This window comes from Mesorhizobium sp. B2-7-1, assembly GCF_006440735.1.
Lineage (GTDB): Bacteria > Pseudomonadota > Alphaproteobacteria > Rhizobiales > Rhizobiaceae > Mesorhizobium.
Map to the genome: position 1 here is coordinate 1 of NZ_VFUA01000097.1, position 26,074 is coordinate 26,074.

At 64.0% G+C, this 26,074-nt stretch carries 24 protein-coding genes and 1 pseudogene; 5 read left to right on the top strand and 20 right to left on the bottom strand.

The features are described 5' to 3' along the window. The 7 genes and pseudogenes from FJ471_RS35400 to yajC form a co-directional block, all read right to left on the bottom strand. Positions 1-169, bottom strand: a pseudogene (locus tag FJ471_RS35400) (sterol desaturase family protein); the annotation flags it as partial. Continuing rightward, a complete protein-coding gene (locus FJ471_RS26975) occupies positions 169-594 on the bottom strand; it encodes a hypothetical protein (protein ID WP_140807763.1) in 426 nt (141 codons plus the stop codon). The pseudogene FJ471_RS35400 and the gene FJ471_RS26975, both read right to left, overlap by 1 nt. Before the next feature lie 81 nt (positions 595-675). Then, the gene (locus FJ471_RS26980) at positions 676-1,539 is read right to left on the bottom strand and encodes a phytoene/squalene synthase family protein (RefSeq protein ID WP_246684844.1); all 864 of its coding nucleotides are present in this window, start codon (positions 1,537-1,539) and stop codon (positions 676-678) included. Beyond that, a complete protein-coding gene (locus tag FJ471_RS26985; RefSeq protein WP_140646714.1) occupies positions 1,540-1,929 on the bottom strand; it encodes an Mth938-like domain-containing protein in 390 nt (129 codons plus the stop codon). An 85-nt stretch (positions 1,930-2,014) separates the two neighbouring features. Then, entirely contained in the window at positions 2,015-4,564 is a 2,550-nt protein-coding gene (secDF, locus tag FJ471_RS26990) for a protein translocase subunit SecDF (RefSeq protein ID WP_140807764.1), read from the bottom strand. Positions 4,565-4,652: 88 nt separating this feature from the next. After that, a complete protein-coding gene (locus FJ471_RS26995) occupies positions 4,653-5,666 on the bottom strand; it encodes a hypothetical protein (protein WP_140807765.1) in 1,014 nt (337 codons plus the stop codon). Positions 5,667-5,717: 51 nt separating this feature from the next. Further along, entirely contained in the window at positions 5,718-6,056 is a 339-nt protein-coding gene (gene yajC / locus FJ471_RS27000; protein ID WP_095765024.1) for a preprotein translocase subunit YajC, read from the bottom strand. 267 nt (positions 6,057-6,323) lie between these two features. On the opposite strand from yajC, the gene FJ471_RS27005 reads away from it, so the two are divergent. Next, positions 6,324-7,196, top strand: coding sequence for an ATP-binding protein (locus tag FJ471_RS27005; RefSeq protein ID WP_140807766.1), 873 nt, complete (start codon positions 6,324-6,326; stop codon positions 7,194-7,196). 101 nt (positions 7,197-7,297) lie between these two features. Here FJ471_RS27005 and FJ471_RS27010 read toward each other — a convergent pair whose 3' ends face one another. Beyond that, positions 7,298-8,824, bottom strand: coding sequence for a peptidoglycan DD-metalloendopeptidase family protein (locus FJ471_RS27010; protein WP_140807767.1), 1,527 nt, complete (start codon positions 8,822-8,824; stop codon positions 7,298-7,300). 380 nt (positions 8,825-9,204) lie between these two features. Here FJ471_RS27010 and FJ471_RS27015 point away from each other — a divergent pair, with 380 nt between their 5' ends. Next, complete coding sequence (locus FJ471_RS27015; RefSeq protein WP_140807768.1) at positions 9,205-9,912, top strand: outer membrane beta-barrel protein; 708 nt, start codon at positions 9,205-9,207, stop codon at positions 9,910-9,912. A gap of 6 nt (positions 9,913-9,918) precedes the next feature. On the opposite strand, the gene FJ471_RS27020 is transcribed toward FJ471_RS27015, so the two are convergent. The 12 genes from FJ471_RS27020 to FJ471_RS27075 all read right to left on the bottom strand — a co-directional run bounded on the left by FJ471_RS27020 (position 9,919) and on the right by FJ471_RS27075 (position 24,191). After that, positions 9,919-10,572, bottom strand: coding sequence for a protein-L-isoaspartate(D-aspartate) O-methyltransferase (locus FJ471_RS27020; RefSeq protein ID WP_140807769.1), 654 nt, complete (start codon positions 10,570-10,572; stop codon positions 9,919-9,921). Positions 10,573-10,585: 13 nt separating this feature from the next. Beyond that, the gene (surE, locus tag FJ471_RS27025; protein ID WP_040982411.1) at positions 10,586-11,344 is read right to left on the bottom strand and encodes a 5'/3'-nucleotidase SurE; all 759 of its coding nucleotides are present in this window, start codon (positions 11,342-11,344) and stop codon (positions 10,586-10,588) included. Between the two features lie 4 nt (positions 11,345-11,348). Further along, positions 11,349-12,653, bottom strand: a complete 1,305-nt coding sequence (gene serS / locus FJ471_RS27030) for a serine--tRNA ligase (protein ID WP_140807770.1) — start codon at positions 12,651-12,653, stop codon at positions 11,349-11,351. Between the two features lie 103 nt (positions 12,654-12,756). Then, on the bottom strand, positions 12,757-13,626 hold the full coding sequence (gene tatC / locus FJ471_RS27035) for a twin-arginine translocase subunit TatC (protein WP_140807771.1): 870 nt from the start codon (positions 13,624-13,626) through the stop codon (positions 12,757-12,759). Next, entirely contained in the window at positions 13,623-14,336 is a 714-nt protein-coding gene (gene tatB / locus FJ471_RS27040) for a Sec-independent protein translocase protein TatB (protein WP_140807772.1), read from the bottom strand. The genes tatC and tatB overlap by 4 nt, the downstream gene beginning before the upstream one ends. An 83-nt stretch (positions 14,337-14,419) precedes the next feature. Further along, positions 14,420-14,641 (bottom strand): twin-arginine translocase TatA/TatE family subunit, encoded by a 222-nt coding sequence (locus FJ471_RS27045; protein WP_140807773.1) that lies wholly within the window; start codon positions 14,639-14,641, stop codon positions 14,420-14,422. A 179-nt stretch (positions 14,642-14,820) separates the two neighbouring features. Further along, a complete protein-coding gene (scpB, locus tag FJ471_RS27050; protein WP_140807774.1) occupies positions 14,821-15,576 on the bottom strand; it encodes an SMC-Scp complex subunit ScpB in 756 nt (251 codons plus the stop codon). Then, positions 15,573-16,373 carry a ScpA family protein gene (locus FJ471_RS27055; protein ID WP_140807783.1) on the bottom strand — a complete coding sequence of 267 codons (801 nt, stop codon included), beginning with the start codon at positions 16,371-16,373 and terminating at the stop codon, positions 15,573-15,575. Before FJ471_RS27055 ends, scpB begins: the two co-directional genes overlap by 4 nt. A 62-nt stretch (positions 16,374-16,435) precedes the next feature. Next, the gene (gene nagZ, locus FJ471_RS27060; protein WP_140807775.1) at positions 16,436-17,455 is read right to left on the bottom strand and encodes a beta-N-acetylhexosaminidase; all 1,020 of its coding nucleotides are present in this window, start codon (positions 17,453-17,455) and stop codon (positions 16,436-16,438) included. 131 nt (positions 17,456-17,586) lie between these two features. Then, positions 17,587-21,039, bottom strand: coding sequence for an SPOR domain-containing protein (locus tag FJ471_RS27065; protein ID WP_140807776.1), 3,453 nt, complete (start codon positions 21,037-21,039; stop codon positions 17,587-17,589). A gap of 103 nt (positions 21,040-21,142) precedes the next feature. Further along, positions 21,143-22,900: an arginine--tRNA ligase gene (argS, locus tag FJ471_RS27070; RefSeq protein WP_140807777.1), complete on the bottom strand. Its 1,758-nt coding sequence runs from the start codon at positions 22,898-22,900 to the stop codon at positions 21,143-21,145. A 61-nt stretch (positions 22,901-22,961) separates the two neighbouring features. Further along, positions 22,962-24,191 (bottom strand): deoxyguanosinetriphosphate triphosphohydrolase, encoded by a 1,230-nt coding sequence (locus FJ471_RS27075; RefSeq protein ID WP_140807778.1) that lies wholly within the window; start codon positions 24,189-24,191, stop codon positions 22,962-22,964. A 70-nt stretch (positions 24,192-24,261) separates the two neighbouring features. Between FJ471_RS27075 and erpA the strand changes: the two genes are divergently transcribed. The 3 genes from erpA to FJ471_RS27090 all read left to right on the top strand — a co-directional run bounded on the left by erpA (position 24,262) and on the right by FJ471_RS27090 (position 25,913). Next, positions 24,262-24,609 (top strand): iron-sulfur cluster insertion protein ErpA, encoded by a 348-nt coding sequence (gene erpA / locus FJ471_RS27080; protein WP_140807779.1) that lies wholly within the window; start codon positions 24,262-24,264, stop codon positions 24,607-24,609. 152 nt (positions 24,610-24,761) lie between these two features. Continuing rightward, positions 24,762-25,556: an exodeoxyribonuclease III gene (gene xth, locus FJ471_RS27085; protein WP_140807780.1), complete on the top strand. Its 795-nt coding sequence runs from the start codon at positions 24,762-24,764 to the stop codon at positions 25,554-25,556. A 63-nt stretch (positions 25,557-25,619) separates the two neighbouring features. Further along, positions 25,620-25,913 carry a hypothetical protein gene (locus tag FJ471_RS27090; RefSeq protein WP_140807781.1) on the top strand — a complete coding sequence of 98 codons (294 nt, stop codon included), beginning with the start codon at positions 25,620-25,622 and terminating at the stop codon, positions 25,911-25,913. Positions 25,914-26,074 lie beyond the last annotated feature (161 nt).

The following is a 26,074-nucleotide window of genomic DNA, read 5'->3' on the forward strand; positions in this document are numbered from 1 at the left end:
GGCCTGCAACGACATTGCCGGTCCCCATCATCAGGCTGGTCAGCGTGTCGCGCGTTTCGAACGATCCCTTGGCGCGGCCGGTGCGCACCAGCCAAAGCTCGATCAATATCGCCGCGACGAAGAACGGGATCGCAAGCTGGGTGACCTGCGGGAAATTATACTGATCCATCACGCCGCCTCCCGGATCCGATCATGGCCATGCAATGCCGCCGCCATGGCCAGCGCGCCTGCTTCGTCGGCAAAGACGAAATTGCCGCCTTTCCAGGTGAAATCGTTGAGCCGCAGCGACACCGCATTGCCTTCCCTGGTCAGCGCCAGAATGTCGTGCGGCGTGACGATACGCGTCAGAAAGCAATCGCCTATGCTCTGGACGATGCCACAGCGCTTCGAACCGAGCTCGAGAAACGCGGCATGGCTGTCGGCCGTCAGCCGCACAGCGCCGGGCTTTTCGTCGGGAAAATCCTCGGCGAAACGAGCCAGCGCCTGATCCTCGCCGGCAAGCGTCGCCGTGGTCGTGCCGCCTGTGAAATGCACGGCGGCGACCGACAGCGCGATGCCGAACACGACTAGGACGACCAGGACTGGCAGGCTCATGGAAAGGCGGCTCCTCCGGTGGCCCGCATTTCTTTGATGCGAGTCCACGCGACGGAACCCCTAGCACGATTGACGTTTACGTCAAAGGGGTGTCCAGCCTCGCATCGCGTGACGCAGGAGCAGCCAGTGCCTGCGCAGGATGGAAAGCGTCGCTGTCGCAGCGAGCGGCGACCTGCCCGTCTTCTCCGTCCTGTCGAGATAGGCGCGGGTCAGCGCCAACGGCAGGAAAGCCGGCCGCAACGCAACGGGAAGCCTTGGCGCGCCTTTCTCGAAGGCGCTGAGATGCTCCCGCGCCAGCGCGATCATCGCAGCGACCGTGCGTTCCGCGGCGGGCCCGCCCTCTCCTTTGACGAACTCTTCCGGCGTCGTGCCGGCGGCCGCCAGGATGTCCGCGGGCATGAAACACTGGCCGCGCCGGCGATGCAGCGGCAATAGAAGCAGCAGGCCGGTGATGGCCTGGGCGCAACCGGCCCTGCCCGCCAACTCGGCGAAACCCGGCGCCGCGACCGGATCGAGCACCATCGCCGCAAGCTGGATAAGGGCTGCGGCCGTTTCGCCGCAATAGCCCTCGAGGTCGGTCCTCGACGGCATCGGATCGTCATAGAGATCGAAGATGCGGGCCTCGAGCATGTTGTCGAAAGCAGTCTTCGGCAAATGGTGGGCGGCGATCGTCGCGCGCAGCGCATCGGCGGTCGGGTGGCCTGTCTCGGCATCTCCATCGGCCGCGATGACGTCGCGCCACCATTGCAGCCTGACCTCGCCCGGCAACGGCTCGTGGATGCGGTCGCGCACCCCGGCGATTTCGGCGTTGAAGGCATAGAGCGCAAGCAGCGCGCCGCGCTTGTCGGCCGGCGCGTAGAGTGCCGACAGGTACCGGTCATGGTCGGCGGCGCGCACCGCATCCATGACGATGTCGCCATTTTTGATGTTGGACGTGCCGGCCATTCAATCGACGGCGATCAGCGCCGCGGCCACGGCGCGGTCTTCGGCGAGCAACACATTGTAGGTCCGCACCGCCGCCCCGGTCGACATCGGGTCGGCCGAGATGCCGGCCTCCTTGAGCGCGGCGCGCAGTGCCGCCGGCAGCGGCCGCAATTCCTTGCCCATGCCGACCAGCAGGATCTCCACCCTGCCGGCCTCGGCGAATAGTCTGTCGAAATCCGAGGCCTTCAGCGCCAGCGGATCGGCCGGCTCCCAGCCATGGATGCCCGACGGCAGGACGAGCAGCGAGCCGCGATGCGACATGTCGGCAAAGCGGAAGCCGCCATTGCCATAGGCTTCGATCGGCGCCTTGCCGGGGAAATGCGCCTCGCGGATGATGATGCCTTTGGCCATGGGTCTAGAGCATGATGCCGAAAAGTGTGAAGCGGTTTTCGGACGACATCATGCTCTATCTCTTTACCATCCGGCCCTGGCGACGTCAGGTCGTCACGGCCTTGCCGTTCACCGGCTTTTCCTCGTCGGCGGTCGAGGCCTGCGGCCGCAACCGGAACAGGATCAGCAGCGGCGCGGCGATGAAGATCGACGAGTAGGTGCCGAACACCACGCCGAACAGCATGGCCATCGTGAAGGAGCGGATGACCTCGCCGCCGAACAGCACCAGCGCCAACAGCGCGAGCGATGTCGTCACTGAGGTGAGTGTGGTTCGAGACAACGTCTCGTTGATGGCGTTGTTCAAGAGCTGCGGCAGCGGCATCTTCTTGTATTTTCGTAGATCCTCGCGGACACGGTCATAGACCACGATCGTATCGTTCAGCGAGTAGCCGATGATGGTGAGGATCGCCGCCAGCGACGACTGGTTGAACTCCAACCCCGTCAGGACAAAGAAGCCGATCGTCATCACCACGTCGTGGACCGTCGCCACGATGGCGCCGACCGCGAACTGCCATTCGAAACGGAACCAGACATAGAGCAGGATGCCGGCCAACGCGATCAGCATGGCGATCGTGCCCTGCTTGGCCAACTCGCCGGAAACCGTCGGCCCCACGACTTCAACGCGACGGAAGTCGTACTGGTCCTGCAATTCGCCCCGCACCTTGTCGATAACGGTCTGCTCGGCATTCTCGCCGGCGTCCTGCGTTCCGACGCGGATCAGCACGTCGTTCGGCGCGCCGAACTGCTGCACCTGGATCTCGCCGATGTTGAGGTCCGAAAGTCGCGAGCGGATGTCACCAAGATTCGCGTCGCCCTGCTTGGACTGCACCTCGATCAGCGAACCGCCCCTGAAGTCGATGCCGTAGTTGATGCCGAGGGTCAGGAATCCGACAACCGAGAGGATGGACAACGTGCTTGAAAGCGCAAAGGTCCAGCGACGGATGCCCATGAACGGGATCTTTGTGCCAGGCCGAATAAAGGTCACGGGCGCCCGCGGCAGCTCCTTCGGCCGGGCACGGCGCAGCCAGATCGCCACCAGCATGCGGGTGAAGGTGAATGCGGTGAAGACCGTGGTCAAAATACCGATGGCATAAGTGATGGCGAAGCCCTTGACCGGACCGGTACCCAGCCAGAACAGCACCACGGTGGCGATCAGCGAGGTGACGTTGGAGTCGACGATGGTCGCCAGCGCCTTGGAGAAGCCGGTGTCGATCGCCTGGATGACGGAGCGGCCGGCTCGCCGCTCTTCGCGAATACGCTCATAGATCAGAACGTTCGAGTCCACCGCCATGCCGATGGTGAGCACGATACCCGCGATACCCGGCAAGGTCAGCGTGGCGCCGAGCAGCGACAGCGCCCCGACAATCATCGCGACATGGACGGCCAAAGCGATGTTGGCGAGGAAGCCAAGGAAGCCATAGGCGACGAACATGAAGCCGACGACGAGGATCGAGCCGATCACGCCCGCCACTTTACCGGCGTGGATGGAATCCTGGCCGAGGCCCGGTCCAACCGTGCGTTCTTCGATAATGGTCAATTTCGCCGGCAAGGCGCCGGCGCGCAGCAAGACGGCGAGGTCGTTGGCGCTGTCGGCAGTGAAATTGCCGGAGATCTGGCCGCTGCCGCCAAGGATAGGTTCGCGGATCACCGGCGCCGAAATCACCTGATTGTCGAGCACGATGGCGAATGGCTTGCCTACATTCTGCTGGGTTGCCTGGCCGAACCGCGTCGCCCCACGGGAATTGAAGGTGAACGAAACGACCGGCTCATTGGTCTGCGAGTTATAAGTCGGCGTCGCGTTCGACAGGTCTTCGCCCGACACGATGACGCGGTTCTCGACCAGGTAAGGAACTGGCGGATCGTCCTGCGAGTAAAGGACGGAGTCGCCGGGCGGCGGTCGATTTTTCATCGCGTCCTGGACCGGCACCGACGTATCGACCATCTGGAACGTCAGCTTGGCGGTCTGGCCGATGATGTCCTTGAGCCTTTGCGGGTTTTGCAGTCCGGGCACCTGGACCAGAATGCGATCGTCACCCTGCCGCTGCACGATCGGTTCCGTCGTGCCGAGCGCGTTGACGCGCCGCTCCACGACCTCGATCGCCTGCGACAGCGCCGTCGATGTGCGGTACTTGATGCCCGCATCCGTGACGGTGAACTTCAGCAATCCGGGCTCGGAATCGTCCAGGGTCATCGACTGGACGGAACCGCCGCTAAAGAGCCCGGCCGTGACTGGATTGGTTATCGGCTTCAACGCCGTCTTTGCGGCTTCGACCTGGCTCGGATCGTTGATACGCACCTGCACGGTGCGGCCCGTTCCACCAAGTCCGGTATATTGGATCTTGGCATCGCGCAGCAGCGTCCTGATCTCGTCGCGTGTCGTCTCCAGTTGATCCTTGACCAGATCGTTCTGGTCCATCTGGAGCAGGATGTGCGAGCCGCCCTGAAGGTCGAGGCCGAGCGTCATCTGCCGCTTCGGCACCCAACTTGGCAGTTGCGCCAGCGTGCTTGCCGGGAAGAGATTGGGCGCGGCGAGGATCACTGTGATGGCCACGGCGAGCCAGATCAGGATCATCTTCAGGCGCGAGAAATAGAGCATTCGTTCTTATCCGTTCAGGCGTACAAGCGGCAGCGTTCCGCCATCGGCTCGTTGTCAGCTATGGTTGTCATTCCGGCCATGGCCGGCCCTATCGTGCTTCCTCGACGATTGTCAATCTCGCCGGCAGCGCGCCGGTGCGGAATAACAGGGCCAGTTCCTTGGCGCTTTGGGCCGTGAAATTGCCCGATATCTGCACCGTGCCATGCTCGATGGGTTCCCGGATGATAGGCGCCGAAATCACCTGATCGTCCAAAATCACTGCAAATGGCTTGCCGATATTCCGCGTGGTCGCCCACTTGAAACGTTGCGTACCCTTGGAATCGAGCCGGAATGCGACGACAAACTGTTCTGTCGAGCTGTCGTGGGTCGCTTCCGCGTCCAGCACACTGTCGCCCGAGACAAGCACCCGGTCCTCGACCAGATAGGGCACTGGCGGATCGTTCTGCGTGTAAAGCACCGTTGAACCGACAGGCGGCTGGCCATTGACCGCATCGTCCACAGGCATCGAAGTATCGACCAATTGGAAGCTCAGCCGGCCCTGCCGCGCAAGGATTTGCGCCAGGCTGTGCAAGTCCGCGACGCCTGGCGCCTGAACCAGCAAGCCGTCATCCGTCAACTGGACCGAGGGATCGGCTACGCCAAGTTCGTTGAGGCGATTTTTGATGACCTCGATCGACTGTGTGAGCGCCTCGGAGGTTCGGTACTTTGCGCCGGCATCGGTCATGGCGAACTTCAGCAGGCCGCGCTCGCTATCGTCCAGCGCAAACTCCTGGACCGGACCGTCCTTGCCGGCAATGGGCTCGACCACCGCCTTAAGCGCCACTTTGGCGGCCTCGACTTGCCCAGGATCGTCAATGCGCAGTTGAACCGTGAGGCTCGATACGGCAAGGCCGCTGTAGCTGATCCTGGGTTCGGCGTCGTGAAGCAGCGTCCTGATCTGGTCGCGCATTGCTTCGAGCCGGCGGCCTTTTACCTCGTCCGTATCCAGGCGAAATAAAATATGCGCACCGGGCACCGAGGCGAAAGCATGCGACGCGCCGAAGACCATCGAGATCAGGGCAAGCCCGATCAAAATGACCCTCAGGCGCGAAAGATAGACCATATGCCGCCGTTCGTCAGAGCCTGCCCGCGGCTATCGCCGCCAGGATTTCGCTTACTTCTTGGCGTTCTGGTTCGCCACCGGCTCGCCCTTGACGCGCACGTCCGAGATCGTCGAGCGAAGCGCCGTCACTTTGGTGCCGCCGCCAAGGTCGATCTCCAGCTCATTGTCGTCGATCACCTTGGTTACCTTGCCGACGAAGCCGCCGCCGGTCACCACCGTGTCGCCGCGGCGCACCGCCGACAGCATTTCCTGGCGCTTCTTCAGCTGCGCGCGCTGCGGCCGGATGATCAGAAAATACATGATCACGAAAATCAGGACAAACGGCAAAATCGAGATGAGCATGTCTGGCGAGGCGCCGACGCCCTGGGCGTATGCCGGTGTAACGAACATCAAGAAACTCCTGGATGGTGAAATACCGCCGGGGCGGCCCCGCGAAAATTTGGCCGGAATATAGTCGGTAAACTTACCAATGCAACTCCGCTGCGGGACCAATCCGTTGCTTTTCCAGCCGTTTGCGGCGTGCTAGAGCGTCGCAGCGGAAGCCGCTTCGAGGCCACCGAAAAGATCATGCTCCAACAAAAGCTTGGGCCTGGTTCTAGCAGCGACGCCATGGAAGCTGCTCCCACATCTCGACATGCCACAACAAAAAGACCTGACATGACCGACAGCCTGGATGCCTTGAACAAGAAACTCGACCGCCTGATCGAGGCGGTTTCCCGCCTCGCCCCGCCGCCGGTTCCGCAGACCGACCTCGGCGTCGCCGACTGCTTCGTGTGGCAGGCGGATCCGGGTTTTCTGGAACCGGTGCGCAAGGTCAACCGCGTCGACATCGGCCTGATCCGCGGCGTCGACCGTGTCCGCGACATCCTGCTCGACAACACCGAGCGCTTCGCGTCCGGCTATGCGGCGAACAACGTGCTCTTGTGGGGCGCGCGCGGCATGGGCAAATCCTCCCTGGTCAAGGCCGTGCACGCCACCGTCAACGCCTCCGACAAGCTCGACCGGCCGCTGAAGCTGATCGAAATCCACCGCGAGGACATCGACACGCTGCCCAAGCTGATGGGTCTCCTGAAGGCGGCTCTATACCGCTTCATCCTGTTTTGCGACGACCTCTCCTTCGACCATGACGATACGTCATACAAGTCACTGAAGGCGGCGCTGGAAGGCGGCGTCGAGGGCCGGCCCACCAACGTCATCTTCTACGCCACATCCAACAGGCGGCACCTGCTGCCACGCGACATGATCGACAATGAGCGCTCGACCGCGATCAACCCTTCGGAAGCGGTGGAGGAGAAAGTCTCGCTTTCCGACCGCTTCGGCCTGTGGCTCGGCTTCCACAAATGCTCGCAGGACGAATATCTCGACATGATCGACGGCTATGTCCGCTATCACGGCCTGACGATCGATCCCGAGCAGCTGCGCGCCGAGGCGCTGGAATGGGCAACCACCCGCGGCAGCCGTTCCGGCCGCGTCGCCTGGCAGTTCACGCAGGACCTCGCCGGCCGGCTTGGCAAGCCGTTGAAGGACTGACCGGCCACCCTCGCCCGCAACTGAAAAGGCCCGCCCCTTGCGGAGCGGGCTGAAGACGGCGGCCCGGACTGGAGGTCAGGCGGCCCGCAAATGTTCTTGTTCTATTCGAGATAGCCGGTCGGATCGACCGGGGCCGAGTTCTTGCGCACTTCGAAGTGCAGCTTGGGCGAGTCGGTCGTGCCGCTCATGCCGGACAGCGCGATCTCCTGGCCGCGCTTGACCTTCTGGCCGCGCTGAACCTCGATCGAGCTCGCATGGCCATAGACGGTCACCAGGCCGTTCTCGTGCCGCACCAGAACGGTGTTGCCGAACTCCTTGAGGCCGTCGCCGGCATAGATGACGACGCCGTTCTCGGCCGCCTTGATCGGCGTTCCTTCCGGCACCGCGATGTCGACGCCGTCCTTGCCGGAACCGAAGCCGGAGATCACGCGGCCGCGCACCGGCCAGCGCATCTTGCCGATGCCGGTCGCGTCGGGCGCCACCGCATCGTCGTCCTCGGCCTGCTGGATGACCTTGGCGTCCTTCTTCGGCGGCGTATAGGAGGCGAGCGTTTGCGACGGCGTGGTCTTCGCCGGCGGCGTCGTGGTCGCGGTCGTCACGGGATCGACGCCAGGCTTGGCGGCGGCGGGCTTGGCGGCTGCCACCTGAACGGTGCCGCCGGCCGGAACCTTGAGCGTCTGGCCGATCTTGAGCAGGCCGTCCTTCATGCCGTTAGCCTGCTTCAGCGCCGTGGTGCCTACACCGGTCTTCCTGGCGATCGACGACAGCGTGTCGCCCTGCTGCACGGTGTAGGTGCCACCGGCGCCGGCCGGCTTGGCCTCGGCCATTTGCGGCGCGGGCTTCGGGTTCTTGGAACCGGCGGCCGCGGCCGACGCATCGACCTGAGCGGCAGATTTGCCGTCCTTGACCTTGGGTTGCTGCGGCAGCACAGCGACCTTTTCGGGAGCAGGCTGCTTCGGCGTGTTCGTCGGCTTGCCTTCGGCGACCTTCGGCTCCGCCTTGCTCGAATAGGCATAGGCGGGGATGACGATCTTCTGACCGCTGCGGATGCCCTTCTTCGGATCGATCCCGTTGACCTTGGCGATGGCATCGGCCGGCACATGGTAATGCGCCGCAAGGCCCGAAAGCGTCTCGCCGTCGCGCACCACGATTTCCGTCGCATGCGGCGCGGCGCTCGCATTGCGCACGGCGTCGGGCTCGGCGGTCTTAAACGGCTTGGCCGCGGCAACCGTGCCGGTGGCCGTCCTGTCGAGATGCGGCGCAGGCGCGAGGGCAGGAGCCGGCGCGAGGGCGGGCGCCGAAGCGGTACGCATCGGCTTTGCCGCAGCCGGCGCCGACGGAGGCGGCAGTTGCTGGGCGGTGACCGGCTCGAGGCTGGAGCGGCTCACCGACTGGGTGTGGGTGCCGTCGACCGGCGCAGGCGCGACCGTATCGCCCGGATAGGGCTGGTCGACATTCTGCTTGTTGATGATGGCACGCTGATTGTTGGTGGATGATGTGAAGACATCGTCGACACCGTTGAAGCGCATCGACTGGGAACTGCACCCGGCCGCCGCGCCGGCAATCATCAGCACAGCGCAACCGCGCGTCAGATTGCGTCTGTTTGCCTTCAAGTGATTGAATTGCATCGCACTAACCCGCACAGACCCGGTACAAACTGGCCATGATTAAAGCGCGTTAATGTTACTGGCCGGTTAACCCATTAGAATCCGGCGAAAATTTTCTTAAAACATTGGCGGAAATTTTGGCGCGGCCAAAATCCGGGCGACGGCGACGCGGACATCCCGGCTTTCCGGCGCATTCGCGGCTGGTTCTCGGGACCGCGGGCTTCGCTTCATTGCAGGCCGGGAACAAAGTTCAATCGCCGAACATCGAAGTGATCGGTCCGGACGCCGCAGTTTCCTATCCAAGTATAGTTTGGATTCAAATATTCCCGGGTGTTGCTTCCAGGTAACGAGATTTCCGGGGCGAGTTCCGATACCGTCAGGGAACTTGGGAGGGTCCTTCAATGAAATGTTTTCTCACCGCCGCGGCGTTTGCCGCTGCTTTGGGCGCGACTGCGCCCGTATCCGCCGCCGATCTCACCGAAACACCCGTTGCCGCGAGCTACGACTGGAGCGGTTTCTACATCGGCGCCAATGGCGGCTGGGGATCGAGCCACTCATGCTGGGACGCTCAACTTGCCGGCCTGTCTTTCAACGAGGGCTGTCACAACGCCACCGGCGGCACCGTCGGCGCACAGCTTGGCTATCGCTGGCAGCGCAACGACTGGGTGTTCGGGCTCGAAGCGCAGGGTAACTGGGCCGATCTAAAGGGTTCCAATGTCAGCGAATTCATTCCCCCTTTTATAGATCGTTCCCGCGTCGACTGGTTTGGATTGCTGACGGCCCAGGTGGGATACAGCGTCGATAACGCACTCTTTTACGTCAAGGGCGGTGCGGCCATAACTCACGACCGTTTTGAGGTCCTCTTTCCTCCAGACATCCCTGCTGGCAAGACCGGCGATCAGACCCGGTGGGGTGGCGTGCTGGGCGCGGGCCTTGAATACGGCTTCGCCCCGAATTGGTCGCTCGCAATCGAATACGATCACCTGTTCATGCCCGACAAAACCACTACTTTCGCAACCGTCGGGCTGCCCTTCCCGTTCGGCACGGATCGCATCAGCCAGGACGTCGACCTAATCGGCTTGCGGCTGAACTTCCGCTGGAACGGTTGAGAAAAGCTAGATCACCGCGGCGACGCTGCGCAGGATCGGCTGCAGCCTGACCATGCCGATGTCCTCGCGCTCGAAGCGGCTGCCGACCTTGGTGAGCTTGGCCAGCACCTGCTCGCCTTCCTCCGGGCCGATCGGCGCGATGACGACGCCGCCGCTCGACAGCTGGTCGAGCAGGAAGCGCGGCAGGTTGTCGAAAGCCGCCCAGGCGACGATGCGGTCGAACGGCCCCTCATTGGGCAGGCCGTTGGAACCGTCGGCCTGGCGGACGATGACGTTGCTGATGGCGAGCGCCTCGAAACGCTGCTTGGCCTGCTCGGTGAGCGTCTTGTAGCGGTCGATGGTGATGACGCGCGCCGCGAGCCTCGACATGACCGCGGCCGTGTAGCCCGAGCCGGTGCCGATCTCGAGCACGCGGTTGCCCGGCTCGATGTGGAGCGCGGCAATCACGGCAGCCTGCAGATCGGCGCCCTCGATCGCTTCGCCGCACTCGATCGGCAACATGCCGTCCGACCATGCGATCGGGTGGAACTGGGCCGACAGGAAACCACGCCGCGGCGTCGCCTCGAAGGCCGCGACCAGCGCCTTCGGCGCCGTGCCCCTGCCCCGCAGCCTGAGCAGGAAAGCGGCAAACCCCTCGCGGTCGTCGATAGCCGTGTTCATGCCAAAACCTTATTCATGACAACGCCTTGGTCAGTTGGTCGCGGAGTTCATGGGCGGTAAGGTCGAGCTGCAGCGGCGTCACCGACACCAGCCGGTTGCGCATCGCATAAAGGTCCGTGCCCTTTTTGCCCTCGACCGGCTCGCGGCCGAAGCGCAGCCAGTAGTAAGGCAGGCCGCGCCCGTCGCGCCGCTCGTCGACCCACAGGCTATGCACCAGCTTGCCCTGCGAGGTGACGACGGTGCCCTCCACCTCGTCGGGAGCGCAGTTCGGGAAATTGACGTTGAGCAGCACGCCTTCCGGCAGCGGCGTTTCCACCAGCCGCTTGAGCAGCGCCGGTGCCAGCGCCTCGGTCGTCTCGTAGGGAACGACGCGGTCCTCGCCGACATAGGAATAGGCCTGGCTCACCGCGATGGAGCGCACGCCGAGCAGCGCGCCTTCCATGGCGCCCGCCACGGTACCGGAATAGGTGACGTCGTCGGCGATGTTGGCGCCGGAATTGACGCCGGACAGGATCAGGTCCGGCGGTCCGGGCAGGATCTTCTTCGTGCCCATGATGACGCAGTCGGTCGGCGTGCCGCGCACGGCGTAATGCTTCTCGCCGATCTTGCGCAGCCTGAGCGGCTCCGAGATCGACAGCGAATGCGCGTAGCCGGACTGGTCCTGCTCGGGCGCCACCACCCAGACATCGTCCGACAGCGTGCGCGCGATGCGTTCGAGCGACGCCAGCCCTTCGGCGTGGATGCCGTCGTCATTGGTCAGGAGAATGCGCATCGAGTCACTTCGCTTCGATCTTGGCGAGACCACCCATGTAAGGCCGCAGCACTTCAGGAATGGTTACGCCGCCATCCTCATTCTGGTAGTTTTCGATGACGGCTATGAGAGCGCGGCCGACCGCGGTGCCCGAGCCGTTCAACGTATGGACGAAGCGATTGCCCTTGCCGTCCTTGTCCTTGTAGCGGGCATCCATGCGCCTGGCCTGGAAATCGCCGCAGACCGAGCAGGACGAGATTTCGCGATAGGCGTTCTGCCCTGGCAGCCAGACCTCGATGTCGTAGGTCTTGCGCGCGCCGAAACCCATGTCGCCGGTGCAGAGCGTCATCGTGCGGAACGGCAGGTCCAGTTTTTTCAAAACGGCCTCGGCGCACTCCGTCATGCGCTCATGTTCTTTGATCGAGTTCTCCTGGTCGGTGATCGAGACCAGCTCGACCTTGTAGAACTGGTGCTGGCGCAGCATGCCGCGCGTGTCGCGGCCGGCCGAGCCCGCTTCCGAGCGGAAGCATGGTGTCAGCGCCGTGTAGCGCAGCGGCAGCTTTTCATGCGCGGTGATCTCTTCGCGCACCAGGTTGGTCAGCGGCACTTCCGCCGTGGGGATCAAACCGAGACGACCGTCGCCATGCGGCGTGAAGAATAGGTCGAGCTCGAATTTCGGCAGCTGGTTGGTGCCGAACAGCACCTCGTCGCGCACCATCAGAGGCGGGATGATCTCTTCATAGCCGTGCTCGGTGGTGTGCAGGTCGATCATGAACTGGCCGAGCGCGCGCTCCAGCCGCGCCAGCTGGCTCTTCAGCACGGTGAAGCGGGCGCCGGACAGTTTCGCCGCGCGCTCGAAATCCATCATGCCGAGCGCTTCGCCGATCTCGAAATGCTCCTTCACCCAGTTCGGGCGCGTCGGCACCTCGCCAACGATGCGCTTGACGACATTATCGTGCTCGTCCTTGCCGACCGGCACGTCCTCCAGCGGCACATTGGGCAGCACCGCGAGCGCGTCGTTCAGCGCCTTGTCGAGCTCGCGCTCGCGCGCCTCGCCGTCCTGGATGAACGCCTTGATGTCGCTGACTTCGCCCTTGAGCTTCTCGGCAAGCGCTGAATCGCCCGAACGCATCGCATTGCCGATCTCCTTCGAGGCGGCGTTGCGGCGCTCCTGCTTGACCTGCAACTCGGTCAGATGCTCGCGCCGCGCCTCGTCCTTCGCGACCAGATCGTCGACCGTGGACTGCGCCTCGCCCGCCGACCACGAGCGCTTCACCAGCGCCTCGACAAGAGCCTTCGGGTTGTCGCGAATCCATTTGATGTCAAGCATGGTCGATCCTCAAGGTAAGGATCGAGGGCGTAAACCGCATCCGTCATCGATGCAAGACGGCGGCCGAGCCGACCGCCGCGATTTTCCCGGCTTGAATGGCTGGCTAGGTCGAGGAGGCGTCCGGTGTGTTGCTCGAAACCGAACTGCTCTCCGCCTCTTGCTGCTGCTCGCGCGCCAGGCGGTCGCGCGCCTGGCTGCGCTCGATCATGCGCGACGACCAGATGGCCACCTCGTAGAGAATGATGGTCGGGATGGCGAGGCCGCACTGGCTCATCGGATCCGGCGGCGTCAGCACCGCGGCAACCACGAAGGAAAGGACGATCGCCCATTTGCGCTTCTCGGCCAGCGCCTGCGACGACAATATGCCGACACGCGTCAAAAGGCTGGTCACCACCGGCAGCTGGAACACCAGGCCGAAGGAGAAGATCAGCGTCATGATCAGGCTGAGATATTCCGACACCTTCGGCAGCAGCGATATCTGCACTTGGTCGTTGGTGCCGGTCTGCTGCATGGCCAGGAAGAACCACATCACCATCGGGGTGAAGAAGAAATAGACCAGCGAGGCACCCATCAGGAACAGGATCGGCGAAGCGATCAGGAACGGCAGGAAGGCGCTGCGCTCGTTCTTGTAGAGCCCAGGCGCGATGAACTTGTAGATCTGCGTGGCGATCAGCGGGAAGGCGATCACCATGCCGCCAAACATGGCGAGCTTCACCTGGGTGAAGAAGAACTCCTGCGGCGCGGTATAGATGAGCTCGACCTTGTGCGGGTCGAGCCCTGCCCATTGCGTCGCCCATTTGAACGGGATGACCAGAAGGTTGAACAGGCGCTTGGCGAAGAAGAAGCAGACGAGGAAGGCGACGAAAAAGCCGCCCAGCGACCAGATCAGCCGGCGGCGCAGTTCGATGAGATGCTCGATCAGGGGCGCGGACGATTTCTCGATTTCTTCCTTTTCCTTGTCCGAAACGCTCACTTGGCGGCTCCCGCCGTCTTCTTGGCGTCAGTTGTCTTCTTGGCGGCCGGCTTCTTCGCCGTGGCGGGCTTTGCCTCGGCCTCGGGCGCGGCCTTTCCGGCAGTCGCTGCGGCTTTAGCCGGCGCTTTTGCGTCCGGTGCCTTCGTCGCCGACACCTTTGACGCCGCTGCCGTATTCGCCGCGACGCTGGCCTTGGGGGTCGTGGCCTTTTTCGCGGGCTTGGCCGCTGCGGGGGCCTCTGAAACCGATTCCGTGACGGAGGCGTCGGTCATGGCGGGGAAGATCGGCGCTGCCGGCGTGGCCTCGGTTCCGCTGGCGCCGGGCATATCCGTGGCGCCGTTCTTCAACGGCTCGGCGGCCTGCGGCGTTTCCGCTGCCGGCGCGGCCGGATCGGCGGCCGGCTTGGGCTTCATCATCGTATCGACGCCGGCGCGCACATCGGCCGCAGCCTGCTCGAACGGATTGAGCTGCTTGCGCACCTCGTTCATCGGATTGAGGCCGCGAAGACTGTCGATCGAACTCTTCACGTCGTCGAGTTCGGCTTCCTTCAGCGCTTCGTTGAATTGCTTCTGGAAATCGCCGGCCATGGCGCGCAATTTCGCCGCGGTGCGACCGAAGGTGCGCAGCATGTTGGGCAAATCCTTAGGCCCGACGACCACGATCATGACGACCGCGATCACCAGCAGCTCGCTCCAACCGACTTCGAACATGGCAATCTATTCCGACGGGTGCCTGCCGCTCAACCGCGCGAAGCGGTTTTGGGACAACGGCATGCTCAAACCAACAACCGGGATCAGCTCTTGCTGACCTTTTCCTTGGCCGGCGAAACAGTCTCGTCGGCACGATGCTCGACGGTACGCTTGTCGTCGGCGGTGTCGTCGTCAGCCATGCCCTTCTTGAAGCTCTTGATGCCCTTGGCCATGTCGCCCATCAGTTCCGGGATCTTGCCGCGGCCGAACACCAGAAGCACGATGACCAGCACGATCATCCAGTGCCAAATCGAAAATGAACCCATTGCTAATCTCTCTCGAATGTTTTCCCTGGCGATGATCTATGCGTTTTCGCTCGGGGATTCAAACACAACCGCAATGAAGTTGATAAAATGGCTAGCGGATGTCACGCACTTTCGGCGCGAGCGCCTTGCTACGAATCCGCGCAGGCCTTGCTAATAGACCATCCGCGCCGGTTTCGCGCTCACTCTTCCGTGACGCGCGGCGTCAGCAGCCCGAGCTCCTCGAGGTCGATATCGGTCAGCGCGTCCTCGTCCTCGGCGAGCGCATCCGGATCGGCCGGCGGCACCGGCATCGAGAAATTGGCAGGCATGCGCGTCGAGAGCAGGCCTGCGCCCTTCAACTCTTCCATGCCCGGCAGATCGCGGATCTCCTCCAGCGCGAAATGGTCGAGGAAAGCGTCCGTGGTGCCATAGGTCACCGGCCGCCCGGGCGTGCGGCGGCGGCCGCGCATCCTGACCCATTCCGTTTCGAGCAGCGTGTCGAGCGTACCTTTGGACGTTTCGACGCCTCTGATGTCCTCGATCTCGGCGCGCGTGACCGGCTGGTGATAGGCGATGATCGCCAGCACTTCGAGCGCCGCGCGCGACAGCTTTCTCTGCTGGACGGAGTCCCGGCTCATCAGGAAAGCCAGGTCGCCCGCGGTGCGGAAAGCCCAGGCATCGCCGACCCGCACAAGGTTGACGCCGCGCTTGGCATAGATTTCCTGCAGATCCGCCATCGCAGCGGCGATGTTGACGCCTTCCGGCAGGCGCGCGGCAAGCTGCTTTTCGCTGACCGGCTCGGTGCTGGCGAAAACGATCGCCTCGGCCATGCGCACGGCTTCCGACAATTGCAGCCGCTCGGCTGGGTTTTCGATGGAACCCTGCTCGGCCATATCGTCTTCCGGCTCGTCCTCGACCTTGAACGGGATGACCGAAGCGTTGGCGCGTTCGCTCATGATACCACCTCGACTGCCCTTACCCCTTGCGCGCGGCCGCGCAGATAGATCGGCGCGAACACCTGTTCCTGCCGCACCTCCAGTTTGCCCTCGCGCACCATCTCAAGCGTCGCCGCGAAGGAACTGGCCATTGCCGTGCGCTTCTCTTCCGGCGTCGCCAGATATTCGATCAGGAAGCTGTCGAGCGCCGTCCAGTCGCCGACCGAGCCGATCAGGCGCGCCAGCACCTCGCGCGCATCCTTCAGCGACCATACGGCGCGCCTGGCGATCGTCACACTGTTGATGGCCTGCTTCTGGCGCTGCTGCGCATAGGCGGTGAGCAGATCGTAAAGCGAGGCCGAAAAGCTGTTGCGCTTCTCGATGATCACCATTTCCGGCATGCCGCGCGAAAAGACATCACGGCCGAGACGATTGCGGTTGACCAGACGCGCCGCGGCGTCGCGCATGGCTTCCAGCCGCTTCAGCCGGAATTGCAGCACCGCCGCCAGTTCCTCGCCGCTTTCGCCCTCTTCGCCCGGCTGCTTCGGGATCAAGAGCTTCGATTTCAGGAAGGCGAGCCACGCCGCCATCACCAGATAGTCGGCGGCAAGCTCGAGCCTCAGCGCCCGCACCTTCTCAATGAAGGCCAGATATTGCTCGGCGAGCGCCAGGATCGAAATGCGCGCCAGATCGACCTTCTGGTTCCGTGCAAGATGCAAGAGCAGATCGAGCGGGCCTTCGAAACCCGCCACGTCGACGACCAGCGACGGGTCGCCGGTCAGGCGTGAATCGTCGTTCTCGGCCCACAGACGGTCCATCGGTGCGGCCTTCGCGGCCTTGCCTTCCAATGTCTCCGCCACTTGCCTTTCGTCCCTTCGGTTCAGGCCACCGCTTCGAAATAGGTGGCAAATTCTGCGCGTATCGCCGTTTCGTCGGCGACGTCGCGGTTCCTTATATAGGTCAGCGCCCGCTCCGCGCGTTGCAAGGACTTGCCTGACAGCGCCGTCGTGCGCGACGCGATCCCCGACATCTCCTCGAAAACGCCGTTGCAGTGAAGGACGAGATCGCAGCCGGCCGCAAGGATCGAGGCCGCCTTTGTCGGGAAATCCCCAGAAAGTGCCTTCATCGAGGTGTCGTCGCTCATCAGCAGCCCGTCGAAGCCGATCTCGCCGCGGATCACCTGACTGACGACCTTGGCGGACGTCGTCGCAGGGTTGTCGGGATCGACGGCGCTGTAGACGACATGCGCCGTCATCGCCATCGGCAGTTCTCTGAGCGCCATGAACGGGGCGAAATCATGCCGGCGGAGCTCATCGAGCGGCGTATCGACGGTCGGCAGCGCGAAATGCGTGTCGGCAAAGGCGCGGCCGTGGCCGGGAATATGCTTCATCACCGGCAGCACGCCGCCCGACATCAGCCCCTCGGCAGAAGCCCGGCCAAGCTCAATCGCGGCGTTGGGCTCCTTGCCATAGGCGCGCGCGCCGATGACGTCGCTGGCGCCCTCGACCGGAACGTCGAGCACCGGCAGGCAGTCGGCCGTTATGCCCAGGCGGGCGAGATCGAAGGCATGCAGCCGCGCCATCAGCCAGGCGGCGCGGCGGCCTGCTTCCTTGTTTTCGCGCCACAATGCGCCAAGCGCGCCGCCAGCCGGGTAGTTCGGCGCCAGCGGCGGGCGCAGCCGCTGCACCCGGCCGCCTTCCTGGTCGATGAAGATCGGAGCGTCCGGCCGGCCGACGCTGTCGCGCATCGAGGCGACAAGGTCGCGGATCTGCCCGGCATCGCCGATATTGCGCGCAAACAGGATGAAACCCCAGGGACGTTCATCGCGATAGAAGCGGATTTCGTCTTCGGTGAGGGATTTCCCGGCGCAGCCGAGGATCATGGATTTTGATTCGCTCATGCACGGAAGCTTAAGGCTTTGGGCGGGCAAAGGGAATCACCCCTGCCCTCCGACCGGCCAAAGCCCACAACCGTCCACAACGAAAAGCCGGCGCGGCCTTTCGGCGGCGCCGGCTTGAAAGGTTAAGCGGGTTAGCGCGATACGAAGCAATTGCCGCCGGCCGCCTTGTAGCTGGTGCAAAGGTTGATCGCATCGTTGCGCGACTGGGCCGGGACGCGGACGCGGTAGAAGGTGCCCTTGCCCGCGACCTCGGCCTTGACGATGTTGGCCGTGCGGCCCGAGAGCACGCTGCCATAGCGGCGCTGCAGATCCTGATAGGTCGACTGCGCGCTTTCAACCGTCGGCTGCGAGGCGATCTGCATCGACCACGAGCCGCCGCTGGCAGCCGCCGCCGGATCGATGGAAGCGACCTGGTCCGGCTTGACCTCGCCGACGATGTCGACCGGCTGGTCGGACGGACGCGCCGGCGCCACCGGCACCGTTGCCGGCGTGTTGGTCGACTGCGCCTTGGCTTCGGCCTTCTTCGCGGGTTTCACCGGCTTTGGGGTCTGCGCATCGGCCTGGTCCGTATCGGAAGATACGGTTCCCGTCTGCTGGCCGTCGGAGGTCGGCGCGACATGCTGCGGCGCCGGATCGCTCGGCTCAGCCGCGGCGACCTTCGACACGGCCAGGGCCGGATCCTCACGCGGCACCAGCGAGCCGTCAGGCTTCACCATCATGGTCTTCACCTTGCGCGGCGCGACGGCGACGACATCGTTGCTGGCGGTGTTGTCGGCATCCTGCTGCAGCACCTGGGCGATGCGGTCCTCCGACTTGGGCGCCGGTGCTGCCGGCTGCGTGCTTGCCGGCGCGGCAGGCTGCGCGCTTTCAGGCACAGCCGCTTGCGCGACGCCGGGCAACGTCGTGGCTGGATCGTCGGCGGCGTCAGCGCCGGCCGCGGCGTCGTTGTCGTTGGGCGAAAGATCGACCACGCGGCTCTGCGGCGGTTCCTTCGAGGCCAGGTCCACGGGCTGTTCGGTGGTGTTCACCAGCTTCTGCTGCACCGGCTCGTTGGGCTTGGCCGCGCCGCCGCCCTTGGCCACCGCGTCATAAACCTTGTTGTCCTGGTTCGGCACCACCGCGCCGCCCGGATTTTCAGGCTTCACCTTGATCGGCGAATTATCGGCCTTGACGATCACCGGGGCCTCGCTGCCGCCCTTCCCGCCGAAGGAGAAGGCCAGCGCGCCGAGGCCGCCGAGAACCACCACGGCGCCGACGAGCGCCGCGATCGTCATGCTGCGCCGGCGCGGCTGCGCCGCCTCGCGCTCGGCAAGCCCGGGGATCGCCATCGCTTCTTCGAGCTCGGGATCATAGTCGAGCTCATCGGTGGTGAAATCGTCCGCCTGCGAAACCGGTCGGCTGCCGGGCAGGTCGTCGGCGTCGTAATCGTTCGCGGCGGCAAACGAAGCCGGGGCCACCGGAGCCGCCGGAGCCTCGGCACGCAAATCGCGACGGTCGTAGCCATTGAAGCCGGCATTGTAGGATTCGTCGTCATAACCCCGGTTCTGCGTGGGCGCCGACGCGATCTCCGTCGCGTTCATATCGGTGAGCAGGCTGGCGAATTCCGCATCGAGATCGTCGTAAGCGGGTGCCGCCGGCTGATCCTCCTCGAAGCTCAGCTCCGGAATGTCGAGGTCATCCGCGAGCGCGACGACGCGCTCCGGCACATCCACCGTCTCGACATCCGGCACGTCGTCATGCTGGCGGGGCTGCGGCGGAGACACCGGCGACTGCGCCGGCTTGGCGTAGGCGGCATAATCCATGGCCGGTTCGCTGCGGTAGGCAGGCGCCGCCATCTGCGCTGGCGCTGAAGGCGCAGCCATCTGCACCGGCGCCGAGGGCGCCGGCTGCGCGGCGAACGAAGCTTGCACCGCCGGCGCGGTTGGGGTCGAACGGCTCCAAGACCTTGCCGACTCGGCGTGGGTCGAGCTCGCCCTGGCCGCGGCCTCCTGCTCGGCCTCGATGCTCCGGGCGAAAGCGGCGCCGAAGGCGTCGTCGTCGAAATCAACGCCCGGTTGGGCCCTGGAAGGCTCGGTCTTGGCCGGGGCAGCAAAATCCTGACGGTCGAGCTCGTTGGCGAGCAGGTCGTCCAGGTCGCTGTCGACCGGCTGAACGCCCTGCCCGTTCTGCACCGGCTGATGCTCGTCGATATCCCAGTCAAGATCGTCGGCTGCCGCCTTCCCGCTCGTGTGGCTCTCGGGTTCCGCAACCAGCCGTGGCGCGGGAGCAGGCTCCTTGACCGCCGGCATCGGCCGCGCGGCCATGGCGCCGAGCAGCGCATTGAGCTCGTCTTCCAGGCTGCGCTCGCTGGCAGCCGGCTTTGCCGGTTCCACAGCCGCGACCGGTGGCACCGGAGCAGCAACGACCGGAACCGGCTCGGCGACGACCGGCCGCAACACGGCGGCGGGCTCGACGGCCGGAGCTTGCGGCTCCTCGTTCAGCGCATCGCGAAAGCTCAGCTCGAAATCGTCATCGAGCGTCAGCGCAGCGGAAGGATCGGGCACGACGGGTTCTGGCTCAGCGGCAAAATGGGCTGCCTCCACCGGCACCTCGACCATCGGCGCCGGCTCGTCGTCAAGCGACAGCTCCGGCTCCTGAAAGTCCTGATCCTGGCCGAGATTCATATCGGCATCGCTTATCGCCTGGTCGAAATGACCGGCAAAATCGTCCTCGGAAATCAGCGGAGCAGCCGCTTGAGTTTCGGCCGGCTCGGCGGCCTGCGCGTGTTGCTCCGGCTCGTGGCTCTCGAACGACAGTTCGTCTTCGAGCGACATCTGGACCGCGTTGTCGAAATCGGCGTCGAACGCCCCTTCGCTCGCTGCCTGCATGGCTTCGACGGCACCCTGACGGGCGTCAGCCGGCTCGTGATAGTCGAGGTTGGCGGGTTCATGATGGTCGAGCTGGAAATCCTGGTCCAGCGAAGCCGCCATTTCTTGATCGATCGGAAGCTCGTCCTCGAGCGGCGAGACATCGAGCGAAGTGGCGACCGCCTTGTCGAAATCATCGTCGAAAGCGACTTCCGGCTCAGGAGCTTCTTGCGGCTCGGGCGCGAAATGCGGCTCGGGCGCAAAATGCGCCTCTGGCGCCAGTTCTGGCTCCGGCTCGACATACGGCGCTGGGGCGAAATCCGGCTCCGGCGCAAAATCCGGCTCCGACGCACGGGCCATTGCGAAGTCGGCATGATCCGCCGCGTCGTCGAACACGAAATCCTGCTCGAAGGAAGCGGTGAGCTCATCGTCGTTTGCGGCGACGCTGGCGGCCTCGAAGGCCGGCTCATGGCTGATCTGGTGTATGGCAGCCCGCTGAGCGACCGGCTCGCTTTCCTCGACGGAGTCGAGCTCGCCCATCAACTCCTTCTCGAGGTCGATGTCGAAATCGCCCTCCTCCACGGCCTGATTGGCCGGCATGGCCTTCTCGACCGCGGGAGCCGGCTGCCTCACCGGCTGGCGCGGGTCGAAACCCATGATCCGGGTCAGTTCCGCGAACGGATCATCGGCGGCGATATCGTTGTGGTCGGCTACTTTCAGCGGGGTTCTGTCTGCCATTATTGTTCCCGAACTCGCACACAGTCGGACGCCATGGACGTCGCGCAGGGTTGGCCCTTACCAGCGCAATGTGGGCAAAAGGTGACAGGTTTTTTAGTTAAACCTAACGCATTTCCGTGGGCGCGTCTGCCCCGATCAGCGTCAGGCCGGAGGTCAAAACATCCGAAACAGCCTGCACCAGCCCTAGTCTGGCATAGGTCGATTCTCGGTCGTTAACCTTAACAAAACGTAAGTCCTGGTTGTCATGGCCGCGATTCCACTGTGCATGGAAGCCGGAAGCCAGATCGTAGAGGTAGAATGCGAGCCGGTGCGGCTCCAGCGAAAGCGCCGCGGATTCGATCAGCCGGGGATATTCGGCCAGCTTCCGGATCAGCGCGATTTCGCCTTCGTCGGTCAGCGCAGCCACGGAAGCCGCGAGCCGGTTGCGGTCGAAATTCGCCTCGCCGAGCTGCTCGCTCGCCTGCCTGAAGACGGAATGGCAGCGCGCCGAGGCGTACTGCACGTAAAACACCGGATTGTCCTTCGACTGCTCCGTGACCTTGGCGAAGTCGAAATCGAGCGGCGCGTCGTTCTTGCGGTAAAGCATCATGAAGCGGATCGGGTCGCGACCAACCTCCTCCACCACTTCGCGCAAGGTGATGAAATCGCCCGACCGTTTCGACATCCTGACGGGCTCGCCGTCGCGGAACAGTTTGACCAGCTGGCAAAGCAGCACCGTCAGCTTGACCTTGTCGCCGGCAACCGCCCGCGCCAGCGCTTCCAGCCGCTTCACGTAGCCGCCGTGGTCGGCGCCGAGCACATAGATCAGGTCGACGAAGCCGCGCCCGACCTTGTCCTTCAGATAGGCGACATCGGCGGCGAAATAGGTGAACGAGCCGTCGGACTTGACCAGCGCCCGATCCATGTCGTCGCCGACAGCGGTCGACCGGAACAGCGTCTGCTCGCGATCTTCCCAGTCATCCGGCTTCTCGCCCTTGGGCGGCGGCAGCTTGCCCTTGTAGATGTGCCCCTTCAGCGTCAGGTCGGCAATCGCCGCCCGGATCTTCTTGGCGTTGTCGGCATGCAGCGTGCGCTCCGAGAAGAACACGTCGTGATGCACGTTGAGCAGCGCCAGGTCCTCGCGGATCATCGCCATCATCGCATCGACGGTGCGGTCCTTGACGATCGCCAGCGCTTCATCTTCCGGCATTTGCAGCAGGCCGCGGCCGAATTCCTTGGCCAGCGCCTGGCCGACGGGGACCAGGTAGTCGCCCGGATAGAGACCGGACGGGATCTCGCCGATGTCGTCGCCGAGCGCCTCGCGATAGCGCAGGAACGCCGAGCGGCCGAGCACGTCGATCTGCGAACCGGCGTCGTTGATGACATATTCCTTGGTCACGTCGTAGCCGGCGAAGGCCATCAGATTGGCCAAGGCGTCGCCGACGACGGCGCCGCGGCAATGGCCGACATGCATGGGGCCGGTCGGGTTGGCCGAGACATATTCGACATTGGCCTTGCGGCCGCCGCCGATGGTCGAACGGCCATAGTTGCGCCCCTCGCCGAGCAACGCCGCCAGATGCGCATGCCAGAACGCGTCCTTGAGCCTGAGATTGACGAACCCTGGCCCGGCGATCTCGGCCGAGGCAATATCAGCGTCGCTCCGCAGCGCTTCCGCGAGTTTTTCGGCAAGCGCGCGCGGGTTCTGTCCGGTGGGCTTGGCCAGCACCATCGCCGCATTGGTGGCGAGGTCGCCGTGGCTTGCATCGCGCGGCGGCTCGACCGCGATACGCGACAAGTCGAGCGCGGCCCCCTCCTTGTCCTTGAGATCAAGGGCTTCGACGGCCTTTACGATCCGCGCGTTGAAATCGGCGAAGATATTCATTGGAAGTGCTCTGGGCTTTAAGAGGCAACCGGCTCGATGGCCGGCAAAATCGAGGCTCGCCCTAGCTCAAATCGGGCGTATGGTCAAACAGACGCCGATGTTCCTTGAGCGCATAGGTGTCGGTCATGCCGGCCAGGAAGTCGGCGACGCTGCGCGCCTTGATGCGATCCTCGGCCCGGTCGAGCCCCTCGCGCCAGCCATCCGGCATGGCGCGCGGATCGGCGAAATAGACGTCGAACAGTTCGCGCACGATCCGCTCGGCCTCGGCTCGCACCCGCATCACTTCCGGGTGCCGGTAGAGATGCTTGTAGAGGAAAGCCTTCAGTTCCTTTTCGGCCGCGGCCATGTCGGCTGAAAACGTCACCAGGGTCTCGCCGGCTGCGCGCACCGCATCGGCGCTGTCCGGTTTCAGACGCTCGATATTGGCGGCGGTCGATGCGATGACATCCTCGACCATCAGCGTGATCTGCCGGCGCATCAGCTCGTGTCCGGTGCGGACATCGTCTAGCTGAGGATATTTGGCGCGCACGCCCCTCAGGATCGAGCCCGGCAGGCCTACGCCTTGCAGCATGTCCAGCGTCAGCAGGCCGGCGCGCAGGCCGTCGTCGATGTCATGGGTGTTGTAGGCGATGTCGTCGGCGATCGCGGCGCACTGCGCCTCGATGCCGGCGAAGCGATCGAGCTCGAGATCGTGCAGTTCCGAGTAGTCGCGGATCGCTTGCGGCACCGTACCCTTGAGCCCCTTCCCGCTTGCGTCGGTCAACGGGCCGTTGTGCTTGACGAGCCCCTCCAGCGTTTCCCAGGTGAGGTTCAGCCCGTCGAATTCGGCATAGCGCCGCTCCAGCCGCGTGACCACGCGCAGCGACTGCGCGTTGTGATCGAAGCCGCCCCAGGCGGCCATCTTCTCGTTGAGCGCATCCTCGCCTGTGTGGCCGAAGGGCGTGTGGCCGAAATCATGCACCAGGGCGACCGCCTCGGCGAGATCCTCGTCGCCACGCAATGCCCGCGCCAGCGCGCGGGCGATCTGCGCCACCTCGATCGAATGCGTCAGCCGCGTACGGAAATGGTCGCCCTCATGCGCGACGAAGACCTGGGTCTTGTGCTTCAGCCGGCGGAAGGCGGTGGAGTGGATGATGCGGTCGCGATCGCGCTGGAACGGCGTGCGCGTCGGGCTTTCGGGCTCGTCGAACAGGCGCCCGCGCGAGCGCTCCGGGTCGCTCGCATAGGCGGCGCGCGGCCGATAGCCGAATCCGATGTCGCTGAGCGCATCCTTGCCCTGCCGCTCGTCCATTGACCCACCAGTTGACTCAGGCCTGCCCGCTTCATACCTATCATGTGAAACCGAAAGCAAGGTGACGCCTATGGGCGCGGATGCCAAGACTGCCATGAAGGTCGAAATGACCGACGCCGCGGCAAAGCGGATCGCCAGGATCGTGGCCGGCGAACCGGGCAAGACGGCCTTGCGCGTTTCCGTCGAAGGCGGCGGCTGCTCCGGCTTTTCCTACAAATTCGATTTGGTCGAGACGCGCAACGACGACGACGTCGCCATCGAGAAGGATGGCGCGACCGTCCTGATCGACGACCTGTCGCTGGTCTATATGGGCGGCTCGGTGATCGACTTCGTCGACGATTTGATGGGCCAGTCCTTCCAGATCAGGAACCCGAACGCGGTCGCCTCGTGCGGCTGCGGCACCAGCTTCTCCATCTGACCGACCGAAACTTCGCAAGCCTCTGACCGGTGCGAGCCGGGTGGCGCATGGCTATTGGCAGGAATGCGACCGGACGGCCTTTCTAAAGACTCGCGCAGGCAATACGATCCGCTTCGTCGAACGTCTTCCGTCCGAATAGCATCGAGGCCTGCATGAAGATCGTCACCTGGAACATCAACGGCGTTCGCGCCCGCATCGGCAACCTCACCCACTGGCTGACCGAGAGCGCGCCCGACATCGTCTGCCTGCAGGAGATCAAGACGGTAGACGAGCAGTTCCCGCGCGCCGAGATCGAGGCGCTGGGCTATAATGTCGAAACCAACGGCCAGAAGAGCTTCAACGGCGTCGCGATCCTGTCGAAGCTTCCTTTCGACGAGGTCAACCGCGGCTTGCCGGGCTACAACGCTGACTCACATACCCGAATCATACAAGGCGTCTTTTCCACCGACCAGGGCGCCCTGCGCGTCGTCTCGCTCTATCTGCCTAACGGCAACCCGATCGACGATGAGCGGAAATTTCCCTATAAGCTGGCCTGGATGGCGCGGCTGGAGCGCTGGGCGCAGGAGCGGTTGCGCCTGGAAGAGGCACTGGTGCTGGCCGGCGACTATAACGTCATCCCCGAACCCGCCGATGCCCGGTTTCCCGAAAACTGGCTGGGCGACGCGCTGTTCCAGCCGCAGACAAGGCAAGCCTTCCGCCGGCTGAAGAATCTCGGCTTCACCGAGGCGGTGCGTACGGTGACCGACTCGGCCGGCGTCTACACCTTCTGGGATTATCAGGCTGGCGCCTGGCAGAAGAACAACGGCATCCGCATCGACCACCTGCTGCTCTCGCCGGAAGCCGCCAACCGTTTCTCGTCGGCCTCGGTGGAAAAGCACGTCCGCGCCTGGGAAAAACCTTCCGACCACGTGCCGGTCGCGATCGAGCTCAGCCTGCAGCCGGCCTGAGACGTTTCTGGACCAGATATCGCCACAAATCCGGTCTTTGATACGGATTGCTGTGGGGGTTGAATGGCGATCCGTTATCTTATCTGGCCGCTCGGCCTTGCTTTGGCGCTTGCCGCGCCGACGTCATCGCTGGCGGCGCCAACCTGTCTTGCCAACGGCAACTCCTTCAATGTCGGCCAGACGGCGTGCCTGACGCTGGACGGCGAAAGCCACCTCGCCCGTTGCGATATGGTCCTCAACAACACGTCCTGGACCAGGATCAAGGACGAATGTCCGGGGGAAGCGCCAAAGCCGCACCCGACGTCGATCTCGACCCCGACGCCCGGCCCGGCGCCGACGGAGCCGACCGAGAACTGACCGGCATCTTTTTGAATTTTCCCGCCAGAGCAATTCCAGGAAAAGTGCGTAGCGGTTTTCCGTCCGGAATTGCGTAAAAAGAGTTAAAGCACGTCGCGTTTAATTGGCCTCATATCCGGCAGCTTTGAAGAAGTTTCTGCACTGTAGCGGGTCGAACAGGT